A 26,178-nucleotide genomic window follows, 5' to 3' on the forward strand; every position below is an offset into this window, starting at 1 on the left:
TTTTATGAATAAAGAAAGAGTTTTTGAACTTGATGCTTTTTAATTTTTCAGAGTGGTGGAGTAAATGCAAATTTTTTATTTGAAAGAAGAGATAGTTTTAAAAGATCACTATGTCATATGATTAATAAAATCTTACATATAAAAAACAGACCTTTTAAGTGAAGAGGTCTGTTAATGATTTTAAATGTTATTTAGCGAAGACGTGGTTACCAATTACTGCTACTGTTTGACGTGTCGTAATCCATTTGTCTGTTGATGTTTTTGGATTGTAGAAATAAAGCCAATCAGAATGTATTCCATTTGTGGAGATAGCCTCTTCTACTGCCATTTTTGCTTCTGGGCTTGCAGGATGATTAATTCTTCCATCTGTAACAGGAGTAAATGCATAGCCGTATGTAATAGGTTCATAAATAACGCCTGTTATTGTATTTGGAAACCCTTTTGCATTTACACGGTTTAGGATAACTTTTGCTACAGCCACTTTCCCTTTATATGATTCGCCACCTGCTTCAGCAGTAACTAAGCGTGCCATTAAGTCTTTTTCTTTTTCTGAAATGCTTGAGTTGATTTTCAAATGTTGTCCTGTATAAAGCTTGTTTCCGACTGTATTGTTAATTTGTTTTATAGATTGAACGGTAACATTGTAACGCTTTGCTATCGTTTCTAATGAGTCTCCCGATTGAACTTGATATATAATTTGGTCACTAATGTTTGCAGGTTTGACGTTTTGACGAACGGTAATTTTATTTGAGTTCGTGGCACCTGGAATATGTAACTGTTCGCCAATGAAAGTTTGATCGTTTCCTTTATGATTTGCCTGTTTAATGGATTGTATTGAAACGCCGTATTGTTTACTAATGCCCCAAAGTGTATCATTCTTTTGTACTGTATGAATGGTAGAAGCCTCAGCTGTACTTTGACTACATACGAATGTAATTGCAGCCGCAGATAAAGGGATTATATGTTTTATTTTTAATAATTTCATTGTAAATCCTCCTAAGAAAAAATTAAGGTGAAGCTGTTCAGTAATGTAGTTTTGGATGTTTATATGCTTAATATATTAATGTAAGTATATTAGCACATATAAAATAAATAATCATTATAAGTTTCTTATTCATGTATTGTAGAGTTCTAATATGAAATATTGCATATGAAAATACATTGAAGTTCATATTGCTGATTACTATAATCTATTTAGTAGAAAGGGAATATGTTATATAAATAAAATCATTATAAATTAATATAATGATTAATTGTTGTTAATAGGAGGATTGATGTAATGAAAATATTTCAAAAAATGTGTGCGTCAACTGTAATCATTACAACACTTTTAGGAATAGGAGGTACTGTCAATAGTGTACATGCTGATTCTATAGAACAGCAGAGTAAATTAGGAATAGACCAAGAAACAGATAAGCAAATCATTGTAAAATTTAAAGCGGATTTGAAATTTCCATATGAAGATGGTATTGAAAAACAAATAAAATCTCAAACGAACGACAAAGTACTAGAAGATCTTTTGGTAGAATATCCAGATGTAACATTCACGCGCTTATTCACATCTGTAAGTCCAGAGGAAATAGAAGACCTTGAAGTGAAAGCACCCAATAATGTATCTACAAGTTTATTAAACTACTATATTCTTCAAACTCAAAATGGTGAGCAGAAAGAAGAACTAGTAGATAGGTTAAAGAAATCTTGTTTAATAGAAGATGTGTATATGAAGAAACAAGAAAAAATAACGCCACCAGAAGTGCAACCATCAAGTGTATCTCTTAGTCCTAATAACAATCCTAGATTTAAACAACAAGGTTATTTAGAAGCAGCACCATACGGTATTAATGCGCCTTTCGCCTGGGAAGTTCAAGGCGGTAAAGGAAGTGGTATAACTTTTGTTGATATGGAATATGGATGGTTATTAAATCATGAGGATTTAGTACATCAAAATATTGAATTAATGTCTGGAATAAATATAGATCAACATGTCGGTCATGGGACGTCTGTACTAGGAATTGTATCCTCTGAGGACAATGAAGTTGGGAATATTGGGATTGCGCCAAAAGCGAAAGCAAAGGTGATTTCTCAAATAAGAGATAACGGACAGTATAATACAGCTGATGCAATATTAAGTGCTGTGAATCAGTTAGAAGCTGGGGATGTTTTATTATTAGAGGCACAAGCTTCCTTTGATGGATATGGTGATAAATATTTACCTGTTGAGGTACAACCAGATATCTTTGATGCAATTCGTGCCGGTACAGATAAAGGTGTTGTCATTATAGAAGCTGGAGCAAATGGTTGGAATGATTTAGACCAATTTAAAGATAGAAATGGTAAACAAATTTTAAATCGTAATAGTAAAGATTTTAAAGATTCAGGTGCAATTATGGTAGGAGCGGGCTCTTCATCTTTCCCTCATGAGCGTATGTGGTTTTCGAATTATGGCAGCCGTATTGATGTGTATGGATGGGGAGAAAACGTAGATACAACTACAGCAGAGCAAAGTCGAAGTGCTGTAAATCTTTATACATCTAGCTTTAGTGGCACGTCGAGTGCGTCGCCTATTATTGCCGGAGCAGCGACTTTAGTACAAAGCATTGCGAAAGAAAATTTAGGACAACCATATAGACCGAGTGAACTAAGAGCAATATTAAGTAACGAGAACACAGGAACAAAATCTAAAGATCCATATGCAGATCAAATTGGTGTTTTACCAGATTTGAAGTCTATACTAGTAAACTTAGGGTATGGACAAAGAAAACCAAACGGTGGGAATGAGTTACAAGTAACAGAAAATGAACCAAATAATGAACGTATACAGGCAAATAAAGTTAACTTTCATACACCGATGAAAGGGACACTACATAATAGTGATAGAGTAGATGTATTTACTTTCCAAATGGACTCACCAGAAAATATTACTATTTCTCTACTAAATGAACAAAACATTGGGATGACATGGGTGCTTCATCATGAATCAGATTTAAATAACTATGTAGCATATGGTGAAAATGAAGGAAATGTAGTGAAAGGTACTTATCATGCAAAGCCAGGTAAATATTATTTATACGTCTATAAGTATGAGAATAAAGATGGTTCATATGTATTGAATATAAAGTAAACGAAAGGAACTTCAGATGAAGTTCCTTTAAATTTTTCTAACTCAGGATATGTGAATGATTTTTTAACTTTACTTCTATGCAATATTTCATACTCATGGAATTATATTTATTTTTTACTCACCAGATTATATTATATTCAATAAGTTTGATGTAAAACAGAAAAAGGAGGAATAATAATGAGCAGTAAGAAATTTATTTTGAAATTATTCATATGTAGTACGATATTTATCACATTTGTATTTGCTTTACATGATAAGAGAGTTGTTGCAGCTAGCTCTGTTAATGAGCTTGAAAACTGGTCAAAATGGATGCAACCTATACCTGATAATATCCCGTTAGCACGAATTTCAATTCCAGGAACACATGATAGTGGGACGTTCAAGTTGCAAAATCCGATTAAGCAAGTATGGGGAATGACGCAAGAACATGATTTTCGTTATCAAATGGAACATGGAGCTAGAATTTTTGATATAAGAGGCCGTTTAACAGATGATAATACGATAGTTCTTCATCATGGACCATTATATCTTTATGTAACACTGCACGAATTCATAAACGAAGCGAAACAATTTCTAAAAGATAACCCAAGTGAAACGATTATTATGTCTTTAAAAAAAGAGTATGAGGATATGAAAGGTGCAGAAGGTTCATTTAGTAGTACGTTTGAAAAAAGTTATTTTGTTGATCCTATCTTTTTAAAAACAGAAGGAAATATAAAATTGGGAGATGCTCGTGGGAAAATTGTACTACTAAAAAGATATAGTGGTAGTAATGAATCTGGAGGATATAATAATTTTTATTGGCCAGATAATGAGACGTTTACGACAACTGTAAATCAAAATGTAAATGTAACGGTACAAGATAAATATAAAGTGAGTTATGATGAGAAAGTAAAATCTATTAAAGATACGATCAATGAAACGATGAACAATAGTGAGGATTTACATCATCTATATATTAATTTTGCAAGCTTGTCTTCTGGTGGTACAGCATGGAATAGTCCATATTACTATGCCTCTTATATAAATCCTGAAATTGCAAACTATATAAAACAAAAGAGTCCTACAAGGGTAGGTTGGATCATTCAAGACTACATAAATGAAAAGTGGTCACCATTGCTGTATCAAGAAGTTATAAGAGCGAATAAGTCATTAATAAGAGATTAAAGATGATGAGAGTAAGAAGCGATAAAATACGTCGCTTCTTATTAAAAATACAGTGTATCTTGTAAATGGAACAATTTTCGAGTTATCTCAATCGATGTTTCATTATGAAAAGACTAAACTTTTAAATCAAATTAATTTCAAATGAAAATTAGCATAAATAATCCTGCAAAAAAGCAACTGATCATACGTGTTCAGTTGCTTTTTATTTTTAAAGTGGATGAGTAAAAAAACATAAAAGTGGTTGGTCCGTTTTTTGTAAACATCTATTATGATAAGAGAAGAAAGGTAGTATGTTATTAACGTTTTAAAGAGGAAGTTCTTAATAAAAATAGACTGGCCTTAGAGAGGTGAATATACAATGAGTTTTGCGATTTCACTAGTCGTTATTATTGTAATTGTATCGCTGTTTGGAACCGTACTAGTTGCACGAAATGTGGAGGAGAATTACGGAAAGTCTACAAAGAGAAATGTGAAAAACTTATCAACTATTTATATTATCCTTCTTTTCGTACTATTTGTTGGAGTAACGTGGTATGCGGTAGTGATTTGATAGAAAAGACTAATGTTGAAAGTAATGGAGGAGTATAGTTTTGATGAAAAATGAACGCCACGTTTTAATTGTTTTTCCGCATCCAGATGATGAATCATATTGCGTGGCAGGTACAATTTTAGCTTATACGCAGCGAAATGTTCCTCTTACGTATGTTTGCTTAACGTTAGGTGAAATGGGGAGAGCGATGGGAAATCCGCCTTTTGCAACTCGTGAATCGTTATATGCTATAAGAGAGAAAGAACTAAAGAGGGCTACAAATATTTTAGGCATTAAAGATTTACGTATGATGGGATATCGTGATAAAACTCTTGAATTTGAAACTCCTGGAGAGTTAAGACGTGTAATACAAAAATGTGTGGAAGAATTGAATCCTTCATTGGTCATTTCTTTTTATCCTGGATATGCAGTTCATCCAGATCATGATGCAACAGGAGAAGCGGTGGCTGAAGCGTTAGCTACTATTCCGGAAAATAAAAGGCCAACATTTTATGCGGTAGCTTTTGCAAATAATCATGAAGCGGAAATAGGACCTCCACATGTTAAAAATGAAGTGAAAGAATATGTTCCAAAAAAGTTGGAAGCATTGCAAGCACATGCATCACAATTTGCGACTAAAGTAACGGAACTAAAAAGAGAGTATGAAGATGGTGTAACGGAAACAGTCGAATGGCTAGAAAGAGAACCGTTTTGGATATATCCATTCAAAGATAAAAATAAGTGATGCTACAGCTGAAGGTGATGAGTATGTATTTTGAATATAAGAATCGAAAGGTTTTTTACAATATAGAAGGGTCGGGTCCTGTCATATTATTTTTACACGGCCTTGGAGGAAACGCAAATAATTGGTTATATCAAAGGCAATATTTTAAGAAAAAATGGACAGTGATCTCTCTGGATTTACCGGGGCATGGAAAATCTGAAGGGCTAGAAATTAACTTTAAAGAATATGTAAATGTTTTGTATGAGTTATGTAAGTATTTAAAGTTACAAAAAGTAGTCATTTGTGGACTTTCAAAAGGGGCTAGGGTAGGTATTGATTTTGCTATTCAATATCCAGACTTTGTTTCTAGCTTAATTATTGTAAATGCATTTCCCTACTTGGAGCCTGAAGATCGAAAGAAACGGCTTGAAGTATATGATTTACTTAGCTTACATGATAACGGGAAAAAATGGGCGGATACGTTGTTGGAGGAGATGGGAGTAGCCAGTAATGAAGTAATTGTCAGGGGATTTTATCAATCTTTACAGTCTATTAATCCGGTGCATATTCAAAGATTATTTGCTGAATTAGTAGATTATGATCAAAGACCACTTCTTTTAAATATTTCATGTTCCACTTTAATTATAAGAGGAGAAAATGATGATTTTGTTCCTGAGAAATATGTAAGAGAGTTTGAAAGACGTTTGAAAAATACAACTTTTATTGAGTTTAAAAATAGTGGACACTTACCTTATTTAGAACAGCCGAGCAGCTTTAATATGACCGTAGAAAAATTTTTGAATCATGTAATTAATTAATACTATTATTACAGTCAATACTGTTATTAGCGAGTAAAATAAAGTTAGTTTTGAGAGGAGGAAACTATATGGAATGGAAACCAAATCGTGCAGATAAGACGCCTGTATATAAACAAATCGCAGATTATATTGAAAGGGGTATTTCTTCGGGCGAGTTTCCTTCTGATAGCAAGTTACCTTCTGAGCGTATGTTAGCAAAAGAATTACAAGTAAACCGGAGTACGATAGTAGCTGCATATGAAGAATTAAAATCACTTGGAGTAGTAGAACGGCAAAAAGGGAGCGGAACACGGGTGAATACAGACATATGGGGTGTGTCACATAAACGAATACCGAACTGGGGTAGGTACGTTGAGGATGGATCGTTCTTACCTAATGTACCACTCGTTCAACAAATTCGAACGGAAACACAAAAAGATGACTTAATTAATTTAGCGAGTGGTGAATTATCACCAGAATTAATTCCGAGTGATAGATTCCGAACGATTTTGTTGGAGAAAACATTTATGGAAAACCTCGGTTATGACCATCCACTTGGAAATGAAATGTTGAGAAAAACAATTGCAGCACATGTTCAGCAATATAAACAAATTGAAGCAGATTCGAACTCTATTCTTATTACATCTGGAGCACAACAAGCTCTTAATCTTATCGTTCAGTGCTTATTAAAACCTGGTGATGCGATTGCAATTGAGGACCCTTCGTATTGTTTCTCATTGCCGATGTTTAAATCTGCTGGTTTAAAAATATTTCATTTACCTGTTGATCAGCATGGAATGAATCCAGATGACCTAATTGATTTGCATAAAAAGCATCGTATTCGCATGGTATTTTTAAATCCAGATTATCAAAATCCAACGGGAACTGTGCTGTCATTAGCAAGACGTAAAAAGATTTTAGAACTGTCTTCTGAATTTGGTATACCGATTGTAGAAGATGATCCGTATAGTTTAACGTCCTTTAATGGAGAAGTGAATCCAACATTAAAATCAATGGATCAAAACGGGAATGTTCTTTATGTAAGTTCATTATCAAAAATTGTCGCATCGGGATTACGTATTGGCTGGGTAATTGGTCCTACGCGTGTAATAGAACGTTTAGCGGATGCGAAGCAGCAAGTTGATTTTGGGCATAGTGTATTTACGCAGTGGGTGGCAAATCAATTTTTAGAATCAGACGATTTTCATGCGCATATTACAATGCTTCGTAGACAATTGAAAGAAAGAAGAGATGTATTAATTAGAAAGCTTGAAGAAATATTAGGAGACCAGGTTGAATTTTTTGTTCCAGAGGGTGGAATACATTTATGGTGCAAAGTGCAAGGAACGTTTGATGAGTATCATTTATTAGGTGAATCTATACGAAATGGTGTAGCGTTTGTCCCGGGTAGTGTTTTAGGTACTAAAAGTGAATATATTCGTTTTACTTTTGGGAGAGTAAATGCCGAACAAATTCAGCTGGGAATGACGAGGTTTGCTGAAACGTTAAATGAGATTTCATAATAGTGATACGTAATATTGAAATGAGGGAAAGAAATGAAGTACGTGATGCTTTTACTTCAAGTAGGCGTGCTGTATGTATTTAGTTTAGTTGGTACGTGGATTCAAGGAGTATTCCATTTATCAATGCCAGGAAGTTTAATAGGAATGTTAATGCTGTTTCTGCTCCTTTCCACTCGTATTTTACCATTAAAGTGGTTTGAAGAAGGTGCGGAAAAGTTACTCGTATTTTTACCGTTATTTCTTATTCCTTCGACAACAGGCTTGATGGAATACGAGTCTTTTCTTTTCAGTAAGGGGAGTATTATATTCCTTTTAGTAGTTATAAGCACGGTAGTAACTTTGATTGTTTCAGGGTATATAAGTCAATTGTTAGTAACATCAAAAAAATAAAATCGACAAGGTGCACGATGCAAATGGTCTTCATTATTATTACTGTAGTAGTTTATTTATTGGCGACAAAGTTATATAAAAAATTTACGTTTCCATTTACGTTACCGGTGTTAACAGTTACAGCGATTATGATTTGTCTATTCCTTACTTTTGGAATCTCTCATCATGAGTATAAGGAAAATGGAGGAGACATTCTTACAGGGCTATTGAGTCCTGCAATTGTAGCGTTAGCCATACCACTATTTAAAGAGCGAAAGATACTTATGCAAAATTTTTTATCGATGCTAATCGGCGTAGTGGCAGGTATAGTGGTTTTAACGACTATGAATGTAGTGATTGGTGGAATTTTAAATATAGATAAGGAACTTATACTAACCACTCTACCACAATTAGCAACGATGCCTATTGCTATTTCATTAGCGGATCAAATTGGCGGTATTCCATCTATGACTTCTAGTTTTGTCGTTGTTGCAGGAATAACAGGTGCTATGATCGGACCAACAGTACTTAAGTTTTTCCGTATAACAAGTACGATCGGAAAAGGAGTGGGAATGGGCTGCGCATCACATATTATTGGTGTGAGCCGTCTTATGAAAGAAGGAGAGAAAGAAGCAACAATCGGTTCGGTGACTATGATTGTAACAGGAATACTCATCAGTATATTTATACCATATGGAACGAAATTTATATTTTAAATTGTAATGGAGATGATGAAAGTGACAACATGGTTTATAGTTACATTATTTATTTTTGGTGCCCTTAAAGTACTCGTTTCTAGTATGCCAACTTCGGTTGTAGAATCTATTATTAGTAGATTTGAATTACATCAAAAACTTGATGAGGAGAATACCTCTATATCGATAGATGGAAAAAATATAGAGGGGGAAATGAAACTACAAGTTATTCATGAATTTAATGAAGCTTTATTTTTAGATAAACATTATTTTCCGCCACACGGAGAAGGAACACCAATCGTCATTGATACGAAAAAAGGGAATAAAGAGATTAGATTTTCTCTATACAGCTATGAGGAACACGTTGACGTAATAAAGCAATATAAGAAGAAAGTCGTTGCCTATCGTTTACGATCTAAAAGCCTTCAAACCCGTGCACCATTAGCAATAACTAAAGATTATGCTTAAGAAGAGATCTATAATGATCTCTTTATTTTTTTATGCAATGATATACTTTCCAAATAAAAAAAAAGAATATCATATAGCCAAATAAAGAGTATGTATGATTCCAATCTACACTATGAGTAAAGAAACCTAATCTTTCAGCAATCTGTTCAAAAATGCTAGCACAAATACCTATTGTAAGAATAAATAGAATCCTAGAAAATACAGATAGGTTTTTTGAAATTTGTATGAAAATTGTTGTTAAAATCGGTAGTACAAACAAAGTAAAGCCTATGTTAACTGAAAATATGGATGAGAATGGTCTAACCGGAAAGGAATATATTTGTTTCGCAACAAAGAAAGCATCTAAGCAAGTGCCGATAATAGAAGAGAGTAAGATTGTAACGACTAATGCGAAAAGGCTATTCTTCTTCTCGAAGGAGAACATTTTTCTTTGCAAGAATGGCCAGCTCAATCTTTTCGAGTGTTTTACAGTAGTCTTCTGTAATTTGTCCATGTATCCTTTCCTCCTTATCAGTTAAATAATGTATGATTTGCCAGTCGTTAAACCAATCTTCATATTCTGCTTCTTCATGTTTCATATTTTTCCATGCATACATAAGTGCAGGGCTATATATACGGTAGGCATCACTTTTCAATTGGCATTTCTTTATTCTTCGTTTATAAAACTCTCTTGAAAAAGATTCATTTACGCTTGAAAATAAATGTGGCCAATAATCTTTTCGTGATCCAGTGTGTGGATGAGTGTCAGCCCATTGTAGTATACGAGCTAAAACATGCTCATCATGAAATAATAGTGCATATAATCTTTTTCCGAGCAAAATTCGTTCGTGTAAGGAAGTGAAGTGTTTCATTGTATCACCAATTAATATTGTTTTCTGTATAGGCTTTTCTTCGCAGAAAGGGAAGAGGATATGATTAAATTGAAAGAAATCAAAAAGTTTGAATCCAATACTATTTAGTACCTTTTTTTTGAAGTGTTTATTTTGAATTACTCTTTTTTCTAAGTAGTTTTGTTCATTAATAATAGTGGAAATAGCTAATATTTGTTTGTTTCCGGTTTTCCAAAAAAAGTTCCACATCGTTTCCATAAATGTTGACACATTGAGATGAGGAAGGAGATAAAAAAGATTTTTGGATTTTTTTACACTCTGTTCATATAACAAAAATTGTGGATACACATCTTGAAAGATAAGCCAATTTCCCCGTTCTAAAAAAGAAAAGAAAGTAAATTGATCTTTCTCAGATAACAACTTTGTATATAAATCCCCCTTTAAATCTGTCATGTTCCAACCGCCGTTACGCGAAACCATATGTCCAAGTAATGCCCAATGTATTTCAGGATACCTTTTGTAAAATTGATAGTAAGCGCGAGTTCTTGTCACATTATTTTGATTTAATAATTTTGTTCTTTCTTTAATTGTATGTATTAATATTTCTTCTTCTTTCGAAAAGGGATAAAGAAAGTTATTTGCGTTGGTGCATTTTTGTTTTAGCTCATTTTTTATTGAGAAGAGGGATAGAGGAATGTTTTTGTAAAGTTTATGATTTGGATTGTCGTGGTGCATGTAATTCCCTCCTATTCAAGTCTGTTATCATAAATGTATTAGTAACTACTTACATAAATGATATGTGAAGGAAATGAAAAGTTGCAAAGCACAAAAAAAGAAAGAGGAGACGGGCTCTTCTTCCTTTTTCTTGTATGTATTTGCGCTAATGGTTATAACGAACACCTTTTTTGAGAAGAGTAGAAAATGAATCAGCATGAATAGGCTTGCTGTAGTAGTAGCCTTGAATAAATTGACAATTATTTTTTTGAAGGAAACTCACGTGTTCTTTCGTTTCTACACCTTCAGCGATAACTGACATCCCTAATGTATTTGCTAATGTGATGATCGTTTTAATAATTTCCATTCCATCGTCACATGTTTCAGACATTGTAATAAATTCTCTCGGGATTTTTAACGTATCGATTGGATATAAAGGTAAATAGGCTAGCGAAGAATAACCAGTACCAAAGTCGTCAATTGAAATGTGAACGCCTAAACTCTTTAGTGTACGCAGTTTTATTAATGTTTCTCGCTCATCCATCATTGCAATTCGTTCTGTTAATTCAAGATCAAGAGAACTTGCTGGTAAACCTGTATTTGTTAATGTAGCAGAAATAGACTTTACAAAATCTTCTTGTTCAAATTCTTTAGCAGATAAATTCACACCTATTTTCAAATGTGAATATCCGCTTGTGTGCCAACGTTTCATTTGCTCACAAGCTTGTTGTAGTGTCCACTTTCCTATTGGAATAATTTGTAGCGTTTCTTCTGCAATCGGAATAAACTCGTATGGAGAAATAACACCTAATTCAGGATGATTCCACCTAATTAAAGCTTCAGCACCGATAATTTTGTTAGATTTGCTATCAACTTGAGGTTGATATAAAAGGAACAATTCTTCATTTTGAATTGCATTTGGTAAATCTTTTTCTAATCGTAATCGTCTTTCAATTTTTTTTGCAATTACATCATCATAAATAGAGACAGAATTAAGTTCTTTTGCTTTCGCATCATACATTGCAACATTAGCGTTTTTCAGAAGTGTAGCGGTATCGATTCCAGAATGTGGATAAATAGCGATGCCGATACTTAGTGATAAAGTTAATGTATGTTCATATATGACAAACGATTTTTCCATGCATTCAAATAACTGGTTGCATAACTCGAATAAGGAATCTTCGTCAGTATAGTTTTCAATTAAGATTGTAAATTCATCGCCACCGATTCTTGATAGATGAGTATGTGATGGAAGACATGATTGGAATCGCTTCGCTACTTCTTCTAATATGTAGTCTCCTGCCGAATGTCCAAGTGTATCGTTAATTGCTTTAAAGCGATCTAAGTCCAAATATAATAATGCAAACTCGCTTTCTGTCGTTTTAGCATTTTTTATAATTTTTTTTAATTTCTTATGGAAAAAGGCACGGTTCCCAATTTTCGTTACAGTATCATGGAATGCTAAATATTTTATTTCTTCTTGCTGTTTTTTTAGTGCAGTAATATCTTTCATCATAATATAGCTTCCTGAAATTTGCCCGTCTATCATAATAGGGACGATGGTAACGTATAAAGAATAAGTAAATCCATCTTTATATTGAGAACTAAGTTGTAAGGATGCCGATTCTTGTTGTTTCACTTTTTCTAATGCAGATGCTAGTTTATATTTGTCTTCATCTAAAATAATCGAAAAACAAGTTTCACCAAGTAACTCATCCGTTGGTGCACCAAGTAGTATGCTTCCAGCTTTATTTACATTTAAGAATACGCCATTTAAATCAATTGTAAAAATAGGGTCAGGATGATATTCATATAATGATTTGAATTTTTGTTGCTTTTGAGATAGAGCCTCAGATTTATGAACTAAATCTGAAGTCCGTAAAGTAACCTTTTCTTCTAGTTGAGCATTAAATGCCTGTAAACGTTTAGTTAGGGAATTGTTTTGCATACGTACAATAGAATGACGAATGAGTACGAAAATAAAAGTAATACAATTTCCCGTAATGAGAGTTGAAGATGATGTTTGTTCTTTTAATGTAAACCCAATTAGTATTGCAACAGCAAGATAGGGAAATACAACTAAAGCCTTTTTTCCTATTATAGGGTTTACAATGAAATAATTTTTATGACTATTACGATCTTCTGAAATAGATCCAGCTATTGCAATAAGTAATATAGGTATTCTATATAAAAGACGTAATAATGTTATCGTTTCAGTTGATAAATGGTTATTTAAGTAAAAATAAATATAGTTAAAAGTTGCAGAACTTATTAATACAAAAATAAAGATATAAATTTTCCGTTTAGAATTAAAAATTGTTGGACGGAAAAAGAGACTAACACCTAGTAGAAGGAATAATAAATCTGCAATTGGATATAGAAATGAAAGAAAAACATCTCCTAGTGAAAGAGAGAATATATTTAAATTTGGTTGATTAAATAAATACCACTCTAATGTGAATATGGAAGTAAGTACTATGCATATATCACAAATAAAGAATGCTTTTTCCCATTTATCGCATTCTTTTAGGATTTTATAGCAGAAAGCAATAAGACAGAAGAGTAGAAAAAGCATATAAAACACATCAGAAATAGTAAAACGATGTATTGGAATTTTGAAGAAGCTATCTTGATATGTATATACTATTTTTCCTAATAAAAAACTACCAATTGCTATCGTGATACATATCCAAAATGGATTTGAACTAACTTTTTTAGAATATATAGAATAAATGAGTGATACAAATGTAATGGCTTCAACAATAAGTGAAGCGAAGCGTACATCCGAATTTGAAAAATGAGTGGGGAACAGATAAAAAAACATAAAATAGATTGAATAACATATTAATGTTCCAATTAATATACATAGTTGTAAATTTTTATTTAATTTCAATAAAATCACCTTCTTTAATTATGCACTATATTCGTAATATCTATACATAATAATATTATTTAAGAATTGTATCAGATTTCCTTATAAAAATCATGTTTATAAGGAAGTTTTGAAAAGTATAATTGCTCTAAAAAATGAAAAATATTGCATTTGATAGTATATACTGCATAAAGATTTTAAATAGAAATTGTATATTTAGTCATCTTTTGAATTGTAAAGGTTTTTTAGTGATTTGAAAGTAGAGATGCAAAATTGCATATAAAATGATAAAGACTTTTTTGAATTTTAATTTTGGGCTGATAGAGGTTATTTTAAGTAAGACCTTTGTATGTATTTATTCTTATACTAATGAGTGATTTCAAAAATGTGTTACGTATGTACAATAATACGTAATCATGTATGAAATTTTTAGTATGGGAGGAAAATCATGAAAAATTGGGTGAAGTTTCGAATCGCACGTCCGACGAATAAGTTTGAAGAGGTTATAGCATTCTATGAAAAAGGATTAGGCTTAAAACGTATAGGGGAATTTTACGATCATGAAGGTTATGATGGGGTCATGTTTGGTCTCCCAGATGAAGAGTATCATTTAGAATTTACAAGACATATTGATGGGAGTCCTTGTCCAGCTCCGACAAAAGATAATTTACTTGTATTTTATATGAGTGAAGATAGTGAAATGAAAAAGGTGAGTAAAAGGCTGCATACATTGGGATACGATGAAGTGGAACCAGAAAATCCATATTGGAAAGATAAGGGGATAACGATTGAGGACCCAGATGGTTGGAGAATTGTGTTGATGAAAATAGAAGAACAAGGCTTCAAATTATGATAGGGTAAAATTAAATTAGCTTCCTTCTATGAAATAAGAATAGGAGGAAGTTTTTTGTAAACTGAAAATTCATATTTGACAATCAATTAAAGGGAGATGTAAATTGAGAGCATGTATTCTTATAAGTTTGCTAGTGTTTCTATTCAAAAGGGATGTATAAATAGGGAGGGCTTTTTATGTTATGGCGAATTAAAGATGCGGAAATATACTATGAAGTTGTTGGAGAGGGGAAACCGGTCCTTATTATACATGGCTGTGCGCCCGATCATAGGTTAATGATGAAATGTATGGAATCAGTATTTCAAAAAGATGAAGGTTATAAGCGAATATATATTGATTTACCTGGAATGGGAAAGTCGAACGCTCCAGATTGGATAAATAGTTCAGATCATATATTAGAAGTGTTAACTATGTTTATTGAAGAAATCATTCCAAAGAAAGATTTTTTACTAGTAGGAGAGTCTTTCGGCGGATATTTAGCTAGAGGGATACTTTCAAAAATGTTTGAGAGAGTCAATGGATTATTATTAATATGTCCTGTGGTTGTTGCGATGCAAAAAGAAAGACGTTTACCGGATAAACAGATAATTGTACAAGATAAGGAGTTTTTTAATACGTTAACTTCTACCGAAAGAGAAGAATTTAGCGAGTTAGCAGTAGTAGCAAATGAATATACATATAAGCGATTTCAAGAGGAAATTAAGCCGGGGTTAGATGTTGCTAATTATGAGTTTATTGAAAGGTTGCAAAAAAATTACTCTCTTACTATAGATTTTCACCGTAAGAAATATGAGAAACCTGTTCTGTTATTAGCCGGAAGACAAGATATATCGGTAGGTTATCAAGATATTATAGAAATTATTGATGGTTACCCAAGAGCGACATTAGCGGTGTTAGATATGGCAGGGCATAATTTGCAGATTGAACAGCCTGAATTGTTCGAGAGTTTAGTAGGAGAATGGATTACACGAACGAAACAACAAAATTTATAAAAAACGAATGAATATTTTCAAGGAGGAAGTATGAATACATATATTTATATGGTTAGACACGGTGAATCACCAAAATTAGATGGGGGTGAAAGAACACGTGGTTTAACTGAAAAGGGAAGTTTAGACGTTCATAAAGTAACAGATATATTAAAAACAGAGGGAATCGATACTTTCATTTCAAGTCCGTATAAGAGGGCTGTATTAACGATAGAAAAAACAGCTAATCTCTATGAAAAAGAAATATTAATATATGAAAACCTTAAAGAGTGTATGTTTTCCAGTGGGGATCAAGTTATATCAGATAAAGAAGTGTATCCACTTGTAAAGAAGATGTTCTCTAATCCTGACTTTGCACTAGCGGAAGGAGAGTCATATGCGGATTGCCAGAGAAGAGTAGTGAAAGTGTTAAAAGAAATATTAATGGATTTTCAAGGACAAAAAATTGTAATTGGTACACATGGTCTTGTCATGACATTAATGATGAACTATTTCGATAAACAATATGGTTTTGAATTTTTAATGAATACGTCAAAACCAGATATATATAAGATGGAGTTTAAAGAAAAACAATTAATGAATGTAGAGAGATTATGGAAAGCGGAATAAAATTGGTTGCATGGATTTTGTTGTAAAAGTTATTTTTATGGTGAAATCTTCTTATTTGAATAGAATGCATTTTTATCAATTATTTTTAGAATGTTAAATCAATAAGTAATTATTCAGTATTTGAATAAGTTATGTGAAATTTGGTTTAGGGAAACAATTTTAAATATGACAAAATTCCAAACGATGGATTTATATTCAATTGGAGAAAAAGATGTAGAATTTTGTCTTACGGTCTCCGTTTACTTTTCATTTTATTACATATAGGCTTTGAGGTGTAAGGGGGAATATTACCTTTACGAAAAATCTATAAGGAGGCCATTGTAATGAAAAAGATTAAAAAGTTTGCGGGAGTAGCTTTAGCGGGAACGATTGGATTAAGTGGACTACTGTTTTTAGAACCAAGTGTAAGCGCTGCGGAATCACAGCAAGTGAAAGAGGAGAATTTCAATGCAATTGATGTATCGATGAATATAAATGAATTATATGTATTAAGTGGCAGAAGCATTGATGTTCTTTCTGGAGATAAAGAAGCAATTCAGCTAAATAAATACACAATTCGTTTTAGTAAACCCGGGAAGTACGTTATTAGGGTAAATGGTTGTATTTATAACGATGTATATACTTTTATTGTGAATGAGTAGCATATATTCTTAAATTGTCAGATGAAAAAGAAACACCCTATCTGCGGTGAGAATCGTAAATAGGGTGTTTGATTTGTATTAAGTTGTAATTTAAATATGCTCACTAACTTTATCTTTGTTTTGTAAAGTATGTAAAAGTGTTTGAAACACCTTAAATGATTGCTGAAAGATGGGACTTTGAATAAAAGTGTATAGAAAAGTTACGATAAAAACAGGACCACCGAGCATAAATCCAATAACTAGTACAACGCATTCTACAATGATTCGAGCACGGCTAATAGATAAACCTGTTTTGTCGGAAATAGTAAGCATGAATCCATCGCGAGGTCCAGCACCAATCCCAGCCGCAACGTACATCCCTCCCCCAATACCTGTAATGGCAATACCAGCAAATAAAATGAGTAAGTTTATCCATAAATAATCACTAGCGTTTGGAAGGATATTTGATTGTAAGAAAAAGTCCATAATGGGACCGATAAGTAGTGCATTTAAAAATGTACCTACATTTATATATTTTCGATCTACTAGTAAAGAAATGAGAACGAGACATAATCCACATATGACACTCCACGTACCAAGGGTCCATCCAAATCTTTGGTAGAGGGCCATATTTAAAACTTCCCAAGGATGCAAACCGAGAAATTTCACTTTGACTGCAAGAGCATTCCCAAGGCCAAAGAAAATTAATCCTAAGAAAAAAAGAAAATAGCGAAAGAGAGTTAGCCTCATTTTTATACCTCCCATATTTATTATTATGTATGTTACATGTGAAGCTTTAAGTGTGCAAATATTATCGCCTTTCTTAATTTGTTGGAAATCATTAAAATGCAAATGGAATATATACCTTTACAGTCAAAAAAGTTAAAATATTTTGTTTTAAGGCTTATAATGGAGAAAGAAATATAAAAGGGAGTGAATGAGCTTGAAAGAAGAACTTATTGAAAAATTTACGAGATATGTAAAGATTGATACGCAATCAAATGAAGATAGTCATACAGTGCCAACAACACCAGGACAAATTGAGTTTGGTAAGTTATTAGTTGAAGAGTTGAAAGAAGTTGGATTAACAGAAGTAACGATGGATGATAATGGATATGTAATGGCAACACTTCCAGCTAATACGGATAAGGATGTTCCTGTAATCGGCTTTTTAGCACATTTAGATACAGCAACAGACTTTACGGGGAAAAATGTAAAACCACAAATTCATGAAAACTTTGACGGGAACGCAATTACGTTAAATGAAGAGCTTAATATTGTATTAACGCCAGAACAGTTCCCAGAATTACCGTCTTATAAAGGACATACGATTATTACAACGGACGGTACAACACTGTTAGGAGCAGATGATAAAGCTGGTCTTACAGAAATTATGGTTGCAATGAATTATTTAATACATAATCCGCAAATTAAACATGGGAAAATTAGAGTTGCGTTTACGCCGGATGAAGAAATTGGCCGTGGCCCAGCACATTTTGATGTAGAAGCGTTTGGTGCATCATTCGCTTATACGATGGATGGAGGTCCATTAGGTGGTTTAGAATATGAAAGCTTTAATGCTGCAGGTGCAAAGTTAACGTTTAACGGAACGAATACACATCCTGGGACAGCGAAAAATAAAATGCGTAACGCGACGAAACTAGCTATGGAGTTTAATGGGCATTTACCAGTAGAAGAAGCACCAGAGTATACGGAAGGATACGAGGGATTCTACCATTTACTTTCTTTAAATGGTGATGTTGAACAAAGTAAAGCATATTATATTATTCGAGATTTTGATCGTAAAAACTTTGAAGCGCGTAAAAATACCATTGAAAATATTGTGAAGCAAATGCAAGAGAAGTATGGACGAGATGCAGTCGTTTTAGAAATGAATGATCAATACTATAACATGCTTGAAAAGATTGAACCAGTGAGAGAAATTGTTGATATTGCATATGAGGCAATGAAAAGTTTAAATATCGAACCAAATATTCATCCGATTCGTGGTGGAACAGATGGATCACAATTATCGTATATGGGATTACCAACCCCAAACATTTTCACAGGTGGTGAAAACTATCACGGTAAATTTGAGTATGTTTCGGTAGATGTTATGGAAAAAGCTGTTCAAGTTATTATAGAAATTGCAAGACGATTTGAAGAACAAGCTTAAAAAAGAACCAAGTAGTGCAAAAACGCTACTTGGTTTTTTAGTATAATACTCGCCACAAATAAAAAGTTGCGTAAGACTCCCAGTTAATCCAATTTGCCGCAAAATCTTTTATTTCCTGTTTAGTCGGTTTACTTTTAGAACCTGTTATATATTTAATTGCATTGTGCAAACCAACATCGTCAATTGGAAAAGCGGAAGGGAATCGTAAACAGCGCATTAAAACATAGTGAGCAGTCCACGGACCTATACCATGTATAGCAGTTAATTGTTTTTCAGCAATCTTTACATCTTGTGTTTGTAGTAAAGATTCTTTTGATAGTTTTCCTTCTGTAATAAGCTTTGCAATACCGATTAAATATTCACATTTTCTAGTCGTCATTTTTAAATTTTTGAGATCCTCTACGTGTAAATTGGCAATTGTTTCATGTGATGGGAATATCCAATACTTTCTATCGTTCCATTCTACATAACTTCCAAATGTCTCGACTAATCTTCTTTTTAGTGTATAAGCATAAGTGAGGTTAATTTGCTGCCCGATAATTCCCCAGGAAAGTGCCTCAAATAAGTCTGGAATACCTAAAGTACGAAGGCCATAATATTGTTCAGTTGGTCTTTGAAGGAGTACATCATGTTTAGCTAATGTATAAAAGGGAGCTAAATCAGTAGTTAAATCAAACCATTCAGTTACATAGTTAGCTACAGCATCGCGTATCGGTTTTGCAGAGATATAGGCTTCTCCTAAAAAACGTATTTGAATAGTATCATCCGCATTCATACTAATTTCAACTAAAGGATTTACATCGTGAACAGGGATAACTTTATAAATTTTGTTATCTTCAATGTGGAACATACATTCATTGTTAGAACGGGATAGATAGCGTAAATTTTCTTGAAAACTAAATTCTGTTGGAACTGTTAAAGTTAATGCGTTACTATATTCGGCTGTCATATGAATTCCACCTGTAATTTTTCTAATGCAAGCAATTCTTTCTTCATTTCTAATCCCCCTCTAAAACCAGTTAGTTTACCATTCTTTCCAATAACACGGTGGCAAGGAATCATAATGAGAATTGGGTTGGCAGCAATAGCAGAAGCAACGGCACGTACCGCTGTAGGTTTTTGAATTCTATCTGCAATTTCTGTATAAGAATATGTTTTCCCATAAGGAATTTCACGTACCGTATTCCAAACAGATAATTGAAATGCAGTTCCGTAAGCATCGATAGGGAATGTAAAAGTTTCTCTCTTGTTTTTTAAATACTCGATAATTTCTTTTGTATATACTTGCAAATAATCTGGACTATGAATCAATATATATTGTGGCAGTTTTTTTCTAGCCCATATATTTAATTCCTCAAATTGTTCGTCTTGTGATCCAATGAAACATAGCCCACTTTCAGTTGCAGCAATATGAAACTTCCAATTTGCATGTGTAAGTAGCGTCCAATATATAAATTTATTTTTGTAGGAATTCATTATTGTATCCCTCTTTCATTTCATTCTTTTTTCGATATTCAGTAGGGGTAAACCCAGTTTTCTTTTTAAATAAAGTTGCGAAATATTCTGGGTTTTCTATCCCGACGGCAGTACTAATTTCTTTAATGGGTTGATTTGTGTGTAAAAGGTGTTCTGCTGCTTTAACAATTCTGAACTGCTGTATATATTCTATCGGACTTATTGCTGTCATTTTTTTGAAAGTGCGTTGTAAATGAAAGGGGCTACCATGGCACATTTCCGCAAGTATGTCTAGAGTTAATGCTTCATCAAAGTGTTTTTCGATATACTCTTTAATTTGTTCTACCCACTCTTCATTAGGTAAAGTGAGCCCATTTGGTTTACAACGTTTGCACGGGCGAAAGTTTTCACTTAATGCTTGCTCTGCATGATGAAAAATTCGTACATTGTTTTTATTCGGTATTCTTGATTTGCATGACGGTCGGCAAAAAATTCCGGTTGATTTCACGGCATAAAAGAATTTGCTATCATAGGAAGAATCATTATGAATAATTGCTTGCCAATGCTCATTTGTTAACGTAACTCCTTCATTGTGCAAAGAACATCACCTCTGAAATTAGTATAACCTGAATAAAGTGCGTATGTATGTATTCATAAATGTAAGAGCAAGATTACAAAGGTGAAAATATGATTGTTTTTCTATTTTGTGATAGCATGAAATTTGGAAAGAAACATCAAGAGGAGGACTATAAGTGAAGTTCATTTCGTGGAATGTAAATGGTTTACGTGCAGTTATCGCAAAAGGTGGATTTTTAGAATATCTAGAGGAATCAAATGCTGATATATTTTGTTTACAAGAGATTAAATTACAAGAGGGGCAAATTGATTTAAATGTAGAGGGATATTATACATACTGGAATTATGCTGTGAAAAAAGGATATTCAGGGACGGCTATTTTTTCGAAAAAAGAACCGCTTTCTGTTACTTATGGTTTAGGCATTGAAGAGCATGATCAAGAAGGACGAGTTATTACTTTAGAGTTCGAAGATTTTTACATCATTACGTTATATACACCAAACTCCAAACGAGGATTAGAGCGTTTAGAGTACAGAATGAAATGGGAAGATGATTTCAGGGCCTATATTAAACGATTGGATGAGAAGAAATCAGTTGTTTTTTGCGGCGACTTAAACGTTGCCCATAAAGAAATCGATTTGAAAAATCCAAAAAGTAATCGTAAAAACCCTGGATTCTCTGATGAGGAACGAGAGAAGTTTACATGTATTTTAGAAGAAGGATTTATTGATACGTATCGTTATCTATATCCTGATCAGGAAGGCGCATATTCGTGGTGGTCGTATCGAATGGGAGCAAGAGCAAAAAATATTGGATGGCGTTTAGATTATTTTGTTGTTTCCGAGAGAATGAAAGACCAAATAACAGCGGCGAAAATTAATAGTGAAGTAATGGGGTCAGACCATTGCCCAGTTGAATTACATATAAATTTCTAAAAAAAGAAGTATCCACCTAACATTAGGCGGATACTTCTTTTTTAATTCAGTTTGTTAAAATTTTTCAAATCTTTCTTGAAATAATTGCATATTAAATATATACTTAGTAACGATAATCATTATCAATGAAAAAGATTATCAATGGATGAGGTATAAAAGAATTATAGCTTAGGGGAAGTGAACGAGAATGAGTTCTGGATAGAATTATTAATCTAATAAAATATATATGTAGAACAAGTTTCATATAGTTAAATTTTATTGAGAATATAGTTTGGAAATTCGAGAGGAGATATTTAAAGATGAATAAGAAGTTAATTACATTAGGCATGGTAACAGTTTTAAGTGTAGGGCTAGTAGCATGTAATAGTGCGGATAAAACTTCAGGAGAAAAAACTCAACAGACAAAGGCTAGTGAGACGAAAAAAGACGAAAAACGAAAAATTACATATTTAGGTAAAGAATATACAGTGTCAGCAAAAGTAGATAAAATTGCAACAGCTAGTTTAGAGTCAATGGAAGACGCAGCAGTACTTGGAATTAAACCAGTTGGTGCGATTACGGTTGGTGGTAAATTACCAAAGTATCTGGAGAAAGATTTAGAAGGTGCGAAATCTGTTGGTGAGAAAATGCAACCAAATTTCGAAACATTACTTCAATTAAAACCAGACGTTATTACATCTAGTACGAAATTCCCAGCAGAAACAGCTGAAAAATTTACGAAAGTAGCTCCTACATTCCCGGTATCACATGTTTCAACAAATTGGGAAGATAACTTAAAGTTAATGGGAGAATTAACTGGTAAAAAAGATAAAGCAGAAAAAATTATTAAAGATTACAATGCGGACGCTGAAAAAGCAAAAGCAAAACTAGGAGATAAGTTAAAAGACAAAAAAGTTCTTGTAATCAGACTAAGAGCAAACGAATTATTCTTATATCCAGAAGGAGTATACTTCAATCCTGTAATTTATAAAGACCTTGGGCTAACTGCTCCAGAACAATTGAAAACTGTAAAAGCACAAGAGAAGATTTCGTTTGAAAAACTTGCTGAACTTAACCCAGATTATATTTTCTTACAATATGAAACAACTGAAAATAAAAACCCGAAAGTGTTAGAAGAAATTGAAAGTAATCCAATTTGGCAAAGTATGAATGCTGCGAAGGAAAAGAAAGTATTTGTAAACGTTGTTGATCCAATGGCACAAGGTGGTACAGCTTGGAGTAAAACAGCATTCTTAAAAGAAGCAGTGAAAAATTTATCTAAATAATACAATAAGTAAGGTGCGTTGAATGATATGCAGAAAACGAATGCGGTACCAGTAACCATTTTATGTATAGCACCCGTATTGATTTTATTTACAGTTATACTTTCTGTATTATATGGTGCGAAAAACATCGATGCTCAAACAGTGTGGAATGCATTATTTCATTTTGATTCAAGCGATGTAAATCATAATATTATTATTACTTCACGTTTGCCAAGGGTAGTTGCAGCTCTTTTAGTCGGAGCATTTCTAGCCATATCAGGAGCACTTATGCAGGGGATGACAAGAAACTATCTTGCATCCCCTTCTATTATGGGTGTGACGGATGGGGCAGCCTTTGTTATTACACTTTGTATGATTTTTCTTCCGGGAATGTCATCAATTGGTATGGTTGTATGTTCAATGATTGGTTCTGCACTAGGAGCAGGTATCGTGTTTGGTTTTGGTTCGCTCCTTCAAAATGGTTTATCGCCAGTTCGGTTAGCGATTATTGGGACAGTTATTGGAACATTTTTAAGCAGTGTGTCTGCTGCAATGGCTTCATATTTCCAAATTTCTCAAAATGTTAGTTTTTGGTTTAATGCAAAATTAGACCAAGTAGACCCGAATATCATTAAAATTACGATACCGTTTGGGATAATTGGAATAGTTTTAGCGCTGTTAATATCAAAATCTATTACGATTCTTTCTTTAGGAGAAGAAGTTTCTATTAACCTAGGGCAGCGTACAAAACTAGTTAAAGCGATGGCTATTTTATCAGTTATCTTTTTAACAGGAACGGCAGTTGCTTTAGTGGGGAAAGTTGGTTTTGTAGGTTTAATTATTCCGCACATTACTCGCTTTATAATTGGAGTAGATTATAAGTGGATTTTGCCATGCGCAGGCGTTATTGGCGGTGTTTTTCTAGCGTTATGTGATATTTTAAGTAGGTTTGTAAACTATCCATTTGAAACACCAATTGGAGTCGTTACCTCCTTAATTGGAATTCCTTTCTTCCTTTATTTAATCCGTACAAGAGGAGGAGAGAGACATGCTTAAAAGTTCAAGTCAACGTTTTGGAATGACGATGGGGATTAGTATATTTTTAATACTATGTGCTATTTATATTAGTTTAACGAATGGTACGTTTGATATTACGATTACAGATGTATGTAAAACACTCCTTAGAATAGATCCAGTACCAGACCATGATTTAGTTATTTTTGAGTTTCGTCTTCCGCGCATCATAATTGCTGGATTAGTAGGATTAGGTCTCGGCGTTGCCGGTGCTGTTATTCAAGGTATTACGAGAAATGGATTGGCAGACCCAGGTATTTTAGGAGTTAATGCCGGAGCAGGAACAGCTATCGTTATTTTTATGTTTTTCTTTCAAGGGCAATTAAAGAGCACAGACTGGGTTTCTATTATGATGATGCCAATGTTTGGTTTAGTAGGCGGATTAGGTGCAGCTATTATCATTTATCTGTTTTCTTGGAAAAATGGTAAGTTAGATTCGCAGCGTCTTTTATTAACAGGGATTGCAATTGGATCAGGATTTGGAGCATTTTCTATGTATTTATCACTCAAAATGAAGTCAACCGATTTCGAGATGGCTGCAGTTTGGGTGTCAGGCAGTATATATAGTGCAAACTGGAAGTATATTATTGCAATGTTACCGTGGCTTATCATACTAATTCCACTGATACAAAAGAAAGCTTATTTATTAGATTTATTTCAATTGGAAGAAACGAGTATTACAAGTTTAGGTGTTTCAGTAGAAAGAGAGAAATCAATTTTACTACTAAGTAGTATCGGACTTGTAAGCGCATGTGTTGCAGTTTCAGGAAGTATTGGTTTCATCGGATTAATGGCACCGCATATAGCGAAAAGACTTGTCGGTATTCAGCATAAGCATATCATTCCTACGTGCGGAGTAATTGGAATGTTTCTTGTAATTACTTCAGACTTTATTGCAAAAACAGTTTTCACACCTGTAGAGTTACCAGTTGGAATCGTTATTTCTATTGTCGGTGTACCTTATTTCTTATATTTACTTTATAAGGCGAAAGCGTAAGAGGAGGAATAAAAGTGAGTATTTTAAGTGCGAAAAATTTAGAAACAAGTTATGAAAAGCTTACAGTGTTTCGCGATTTAAATGTGGAAATACAAGAAGGAAAAGTAACGACAATTATAGGACCAAACGGGTGCGGTAAATCAACACTGTTAAAAACAATGGGAAGAATTTTAAAGCAAAAGAGTGGTAAAGTATATTTACAAGGACAGGATTTACATACAATTCCAACGAAACAAATTGCGAAGCAGTTAGCCCTACTCCCGCAAACTCCAATTGCACCAGGAGAGCTTAAAGTAGAAGAATTAATTTCTTATGGACGTTATCCACATCGAAATAATGTAAATAAGTTAACTTCAAAAGATAAAGAGATGATTGACTGGGCATTAGATATAACGAAAACTTCTGAATTTCGAACGAGACAAATTGCAAATTTATCAGGTGGTCAACGACAAAAGGTATGGCTAGCGATGGCTTTGGCACAAGAGACAGAAGTGTTGTTATTAGATGAGCCAACTACATATCTTGATATGTCTCATCAATTAGATGTATTACAAATTGTGGAGAAATTAAATAAAGACCATAATTGTACGGTCGTTATGGTATTACATGATATTAACCATGCAGCAAGGTTTTCAGATGAAATTATTGCAATGAAGGAAGGGGAAATCGTTACAACTGGTAGCCCAGAAGAAATCATTACAAATGAAGTGTTAAAAGAAGTATTTCATATTGATGCGCGTGTCATGATTGATCCGTATAATGGGTCTCCTGTTTGCTTTGGTTATGATAGCGTTGTATCTCAAGAAGAAAAAGTAGAAATATATGTAACAAGTTAAAAGGG

General features: G+C 33.3%; 27 protein-coding genes and 1 pseudogene. 20 read left to right on the forward strand and 8 right to left on the reverse strand.

Translation table 11 applies throughout. The annotated features are described in order from the left end of the window. Nucleotides 1–187: 187 nt before the first annotated feature. On the reverse strand, nucleotides 188–985 hold the full coding sequence (locus AC0L0O_RS05765; protein WP_000771018.1) for a cell wall hydrolase: 798 nt from the start codon (nucleotides 983–985) through the stop codon (nucleotides 188–190). Between the two features lie 294 nt (nucleotides 986–1,279). Here AC0L0O_RS05765 and AC0L0O_RS05770 point away from each other — a divergent pair, with 294 nt between their 5' ends. From AC0L0O_RS05770 to AC0L0O_RS05815, 10 genes and pseudogenes are all read left to right on the forward strand, one after another. After that, on the forward strand, nucleotides 1,280–3,121 hold the full coding sequence (locus AC0L0O_RS05770) for a S8 family peptidase (protein ID WP_000689181.1): 1,842 nt from the start codon (nucleotides 1,280–1,282) through the stop codon (nucleotides 3,119–3,121). Nucleotides 3,122–3,298: 177 nt separating this feature from the next. Further along, on the forward strand, nucleotides 3,299–4,288 hold the full coding sequence (plcA, locus tag AC0L0O_RS05775) for a phosphatidylinositol diacylglycerol-lyase (protein WP_000095611.1): 990 nt from the start codon (nucleotides 3,299–3,301) through the stop codon (nucleotides 4,286–4,288). 31 nt (nucleotides 4,289–4,319) lie between these two features. Next, nucleotides 4,320–4,433, forward strand: a pseudogene (locus AC0L0O_RS05780) (GntR family transcriptional regulator); the annotation flags it as partial. Nucleotides 4,434–4,646: 213 nt separating this feature from the next. Beyond that, complete coding sequence (locus AC0L0O_RS05785) at nucleotides 4,647–4,838, forward strand: hypothetical protein (protein WP_000006465.1); 192 nt, start codon at nucleotides 4,647–4,649, stop codon at nucleotides 4,836–4,838. Nucleotides 4,839–4,881: 43 nt separating this feature from the next. Then, nucleotides 4,882–5,562 carry a bacillithiol biosynthesis deacetylase BshB2 gene (gene bshB2 / locus AC0L0O_RS05790; RefSeq protein WP_000787327.1) on the forward strand — a complete coding sequence of 227 codons (681 nt, stop codon included), beginning with the start codon at nucleotides 4,882–4,884 and terminating at the stop codon, nucleotides 5,560–5,562. A gap of 23 nt (nucleotides 5,563–5,585) precedes the next feature. Further along, nucleotides 5,586–6,359: an alpha/beta fold hydrolase gene (locus AC0L0O_RS05795; RefSeq protein ID WP_000273474.1), complete on the forward strand. Its 774-nt coding sequence runs from the start codon at nucleotides 5,586–5,588 to the stop codon at nucleotides 6,357–6,359. 68 nt (nucleotides 6,360–6,427) lie between these two features. Continuing rightward, nucleotides 6,428–7,861: a MocR-like pyridoxine biosynthesis transcription factor PdxR gene (gene pdxR, locus AC0L0O_RS05800; RefSeq protein WP_473785658.1), complete on the forward strand. Its 1,434-nt coding sequence runs from the start codon at nucleotides 6,428–6,430 to the stop codon at nucleotides 7,859–7,861. 33 nt (nucleotides 7,862–7,894) lie between these two features. Further along, on the forward strand, nucleotides 7,895–8,251 hold the full coding sequence (locus AC0L0O_RS05805) for a CidA/LrgA family holin-like protein (protein WP_000878388.1): 357 nt from the start codon (nucleotides 7,895–7,897) through the stop codon (nucleotides 8,249–8,251). Nucleotides 8,252–8,274: 23 nt separating this feature from the next. Continuing rightward, nucleotides 8,275–8,946 (forward strand): LrgB family protein, encoded by a 672-nt coding sequence (locus AC0L0O_RS05810; RefSeq protein WP_000231281.1) that lies wholly within the window; start codon nucleotides 8,275–8,277, stop codon nucleotides 8,944–8,946. A 21-nt stretch (nucleotides 8,947–8,967) separates the two neighbouring features. Then, nucleotides 8,968–9,393: a YfmQ family protein gene (locus AC0L0O_RS05815; RefSeq protein ID WP_000214614.1), complete on the forward strand. Its 426-nt coding sequence runs from the start codon at nucleotides 8,968–8,970 to the stop codon at nucleotides 9,391–9,393. A gap of 22 nt (nucleotides 9,394–9,415) precedes the next feature. On the opposite strand, the gene AC0L0O_RS05820 is transcribed toward AC0L0O_RS05815, so the two are convergent. From AC0L0O_RS05820 to AC0L0O_RS05830, 3 genes are all read right to left on the reverse strand, one after another. Next, entirely contained in the window at nucleotides 9,416–9,886 is a 471-nt protein-coding gene (locus AC0L0O_RS05820; protein ID WP_033688064.1) for a CBO0543 family protein, read from the reverse strand. Further along, nucleotides 9,792–10,958: a DUF2515 domain-containing protein gene (locus tag AC0L0O_RS05825; protein ID WP_000546383.1), complete on the reverse strand. Its 1,167-nt coding sequence runs from the start codon at nucleotides 10,956–10,958 to the stop codon at nucleotides 9,792–9,794. The genes AC0L0O_RS05820 and AC0L0O_RS05825 overlap by 95 nt, the downstream gene beginning before the upstream one ends. A gap of 145 nt (nucleotides 10,959–11,103) precedes the next feature. After that, the gene (locus tag AC0L0O_RS05830) at nucleotides 11,104–13,830 is read right to left on the reverse strand and encodes a putative bifunctional diguanylate cyclase/phosphodiesterase (protein WP_000773550.1); all 2,727 of its coding nucleotides are present in this window, start codon (nucleotides 13,828–13,830) and stop codon (nucleotides 11,104–11,106) included. A gap of 427 nt (nucleotides 13,831–14,257) precedes the next feature. On the opposite strand from AC0L0O_RS05830, the gene AC0L0O_RS05835 reads away from it, so the two are divergent. The 4 genes from AC0L0O_RS05835 to AC0L0O_RS05850 all read left to right on the forward strand — a co-directional run bounded on the left by AC0L0O_RS05835 (nucleotide 14,258) and on the right by AC0L0O_RS05850 (nucleotide 16,901). Next, a complete protein-coding gene (locus AC0L0O_RS05835) occupies nucleotides 14,258–14,662 on the forward strand; it encodes a VOC family protein (protein WP_000800661.1) in 405 nt (134 codons plus the stop codon). Nucleotides 14,663–14,838: 176 nt separating this feature from the next. Beyond that, nucleotides 14,839–15,654, forward strand: coding sequence for an alpha/beta fold hydrolase (locus AC0L0O_RS05840; protein WP_473785659.1), 816 nt, complete (start codon nucleotides 14,839–14,841; stop codon nucleotides 15,652–15,654). Between the two features lie 30 nt (nucleotides 15,655–15,684). Next, nucleotides 15,685–16,260, forward strand: a complete 576-nt coding sequence (locus tag AC0L0O_RS05845) for a histidine phosphatase family protein (RefSeq protein ID WP_001099555.1) — start codon at nucleotides 15,685–15,687, stop codon at nucleotides 16,258–16,260. 323 nt (nucleotides 16,261–16,583) lie between these two features. After that, nucleotides 16,584–16,901 (forward strand): hypothetical protein, encoded by a 318-nt coding sequence (locus tag AC0L0O_RS05850; protein WP_000721340.1) that lies wholly within the window; start codon nucleotides 16,584–16,586, stop codon nucleotides 16,899–16,901. Nucleotides 16,902–16,991: 90 nt separating this feature from the next. Here the strand turns inward: AC0L0O_RS05850 and AC0L0O_RS05855 are convergent, their stop codons facing one another. Next, nucleotides 16,992–17,630: a YczE/YyaS/YitT family protein gene (locus AC0L0O_RS05855; RefSeq protein ID WP_001241272.1), complete on the reverse strand. Its 639-nt coding sequence runs from the start codon at nucleotides 17,628–17,630 to the stop codon at nucleotides 16,992–16,994. A gap of 193 nt (nucleotides 17,631–17,823) precedes the next feature. Between AC0L0O_RS05855 and pepT the strand changes: the two genes are divergently transcribed. Beyond that, entirely contained in the window at nucleotides 17,824–19,056 is a 1,233-nt protein-coding gene (gene pepT, locus AC0L0O_RS05860; protein WP_473785660.1) for a peptidase T, read from the forward strand. 37 nt (nucleotides 19,057–19,093) lie between these two features. On the opposite strand, the gene alkA is transcribed toward pepT, so the two are convergent. Genes alkA through adaA form a run of 3 tightly spaced genes read right to left on the reverse strand, consistent with a single transcriptional unit; the run spans nucleotide 19,094 to nucleotide 21,109 of the window. Continuing rightward, the gene (gene alkA / locus AC0L0O_RS05865; protein WP_473785661.1) at nucleotides 19,094–20,005 is read right to left on the reverse strand and encodes a DNA-3-methyladenine glycosidase II; all 912 of its coding nucleotides are present in this window, start codon (nucleotides 20,003–20,005) and stop codon (nucleotides 19,094–19,096) included. Next, nucleotides 20,002–20,532 carry a methylated-DNA--protein-cysteine S-methyltransferase gene (locus tag AC0L0O_RS05870; RefSeq protein ID WP_473785662.1) on the reverse strand — a complete coding sequence of 177 codons (531 nt, stop codon included), beginning with the start codon at nucleotides 20,530–20,532 and terminating at the stop codon, nucleotides 20,002–20,004. Before AC0L0O_RS05870 ends, alkA begins: the two co-directional genes overlap by 4 nt. After that, complete coding sequence (gene adaA / locus AC0L0O_RS05875; RefSeq protein ID WP_000551309.1) at nucleotides 20,513–21,109, reverse strand: bifunctional transcriptional activator/DNA repair enzyme AdaA; 597 nt, start codon at nucleotides 21,107–21,109, stop codon at nucleotides 20,513–20,515. Before adaA ends, AC0L0O_RS05870 begins: the two co-directional genes overlap by 20 nt. 154 nt (nucleotides 21,110–21,263) lie before the next feature. Here adaA and AC0L0O_RS05880 point away from each other — a divergent pair, with 154 nt between their 5' ends. The 5 genes from AC0L0O_RS05880 (at nucleotide 21,264) to AC0L0O_RS05900 (ending at nucleotide 26,173) form a co-directional block, all read left to right on the forward strand. Beyond that, nucleotides 21,264–22,022 (forward strand): exodeoxyribonuclease III, encoded by a 759-nt coding sequence (locus AC0L0O_RS05880; protein WP_000668831.1) that lies wholly within the window; start codon nucleotides 21,264–21,266, stop codon nucleotides 22,020–22,022. Nucleotides 22,023–22,321: 299 nt separating this feature from the next. Further along, nucleotides 22,322–23,287: an iron-hydroxamate ABC transporter substrate-binding protein gene (locus tag AC0L0O_RS05885; protein WP_473785663.1), complete on the forward strand. Its 966-nt coding sequence runs from the start codon at nucleotides 22,322–22,324 to the stop codon at nucleotides 23,285–23,287. 27 nt (nucleotides 23,288–23,314) lie between these two features. Beyond that, nucleotides 23,315–24,322, forward strand: coding sequence for a FecCD family ABC transporter permease (locus tag AC0L0O_RS05890; protein WP_001173074.1), 1,008 nt, complete (start codon nucleotides 23,315–23,317; stop codon nucleotides 24,320–24,322). Then, entirely contained in the window at nucleotides 24,315–25,337 is a 1,023-nt protein-coding gene (locus AC0L0O_RS05895; protein WP_000920461.1) for a FecCD family ABC transporter permease, read from the forward strand. Before AC0L0O_RS05890 ends, AC0L0O_RS05895 begins: the two co-directional genes overlap by 8 nt. A 14-nt stretch (nucleotides 25,338–25,351) precedes the next feature. Further along, the gene (locus AC0L0O_RS05900) at nucleotides 25,352–26,173 is read left to right on the forward strand and encodes an ABC transporter ATP-binding protein (protein ID WP_000025770.1); all 822 of its coding nucleotides are present in this window, start codon (nucleotides 25,352–25,354) and stop codon (nucleotides 26,171–26,173) included. Nucleotides 26,174–26,178: the final 5 nt, after the last annotated feature.

Source organism: Bacillus sp. GS3m_15504 (assembly GCF_055825275.1).

Excerpts from the sequence above, each read along its gene's own strand:
- bshB2 (WP_000787327.1), top strand. The coding sequence starts at position 4,882 with ATGAAAAATGAACGCCACGTTTTAATTGTTTTTCCGCATCCAGATGAT.
- AC0L0O_RS05890 (WP_001173074.1), top strand. The coding sequence starts at position 23,315 with ATGCAGAAAACGAATGCGGTACCAGTAACCATTTTATGTATAGCACCC.
- plcA (WP_000095611.1), top strand. The coding sequence starts at position 3,299 with ATGAGCAGTAAGAAATTTATTTTGAAATTATTCATATGTAGTACGATA.
- AC0L0O_RS05855 (WP_001241272.1), bottom strand. The coding sequence starts at position 17,630 with ATGAGGCTAACTCTCTTTCGCTATTTTCTTTTTTTCTTAGGATTAATT.
- alkA (WP_473785661.1), bottom strand. The coding sequence starts at position 20,005 with ATGACAGCCGAATATAGTAACGCATTAACTTTAACAGTTCCAACAGAA.
- AC0L0O_RS05835 (WP_000800661.1), top strand. The coding sequence starts at position 14,258 with ATGAAAAATTGGGTGAAGTTTCGAATCGCACGTCCGACGAATAAGTTT.
- AC0L0O_RS05795 (WP_000273474.1), top strand. The coding sequence starts at position 5,586 with ATGTATTTTGAATATAAGAATCGAAAGGTTTTTTACAATATAGAAGGG.
- AC0L0O_RS05805 (WP_000878388.1), top strand. The coding sequence starts at position 7,895 with ATGAAGTACGTGATGCTTTTACTTCAAGTAGGCGTGCTGTATGTATTT.
- AC0L0O_RS05870 (WP_473785662.1), bottom strand. The coding sequence starts at position 20,532 with ATGAATTCCTACAAAAATAAATTTATATATTGGACGCTACTTACACAT.
- AC0L0O_RS05845 (WP_001099555.1), top strand. The coding sequence starts at position 15,685 with ATGAATACATATATTTATATGGTTAGACACGGTGAATCACCAAAATTA.
- AC0L0O_RS05895 (WP_000920461.1), top strand. The coding sequence starts at position 24,315 with ATGCTTAAAAGTTCAAGTCAACGTTTTGGAATGACGATGGGGATTAGT.
- AC0L0O_RS05770 (WP_000689181.1), top strand. The coding sequence starts at position 1,280 with ATGAAAATATTTCAAAAAATGTGTGCGTCAACTGTAATCATTACAACA.
- AC0L0O_RS05810 (WP_000231281.1), top strand. The coding sequence starts at position 8,275 with ATGGTCTTCATTATTATTACTGTAGTAGTTTATTTATTGGCGACAAAG.
- AC0L0O_RS05850 (WP_000721340.1), top strand. The coding sequence starts at position 16,584 with ATGAAAAAGATTAAAAAGTTTGCGGGAGTAGCTTTAGCGGGAACGATT.
- AC0L0O_RS05820 (WP_033688064.1), bottom strand. The coding sequence starts at position 9,886 with ATGGACAAATTACAGAAGACTACTGTAAAACACTCGAAAAGATTGAGC.
- pdxR (WP_473785658.1), top strand. The coding sequence starts at position 6,428 with ATGGAATGGAAACCAAATCGTGCAGATAAGACGCCTGTATATAAACAA.
- AC0L0O_RS05765 (WP_000771018.1), bottom strand. The coding sequence starts at position 985 with ATGAAATTATTAAAAATAAAACATATAATCCCTTTATCTGCGGCTGCA.
- AC0L0O_RS05840 (WP_473785659.1), top strand. The coding sequence starts at position 14,839 with ATGTTATGGCGAATTAAAGATGCGGAAATATACTATGAAGTTGTTGGA.
- AC0L0O_RS05785 (WP_000006465.1), top strand. The coding sequence starts at position 4,647 with ATGAGTTTTGCGATTTCACTAGTCGTTATTATTGTAATTGTATCGCTG.
- AC0L0O_RS05825 (WP_000546383.1), bottom strand. The coding sequence starts at position 10,958 with ATGCACCACGACAATCCAAATCATAAACTTTACAAAAACATTCCTCTA.
- AC0L0O_RS05885 (WP_473785663.1), top strand. The coding sequence starts at position 22,322 with ATGAATAAGAAGTTAATTACATTAGGCATGGTAACAGTTTTAAGTGTA.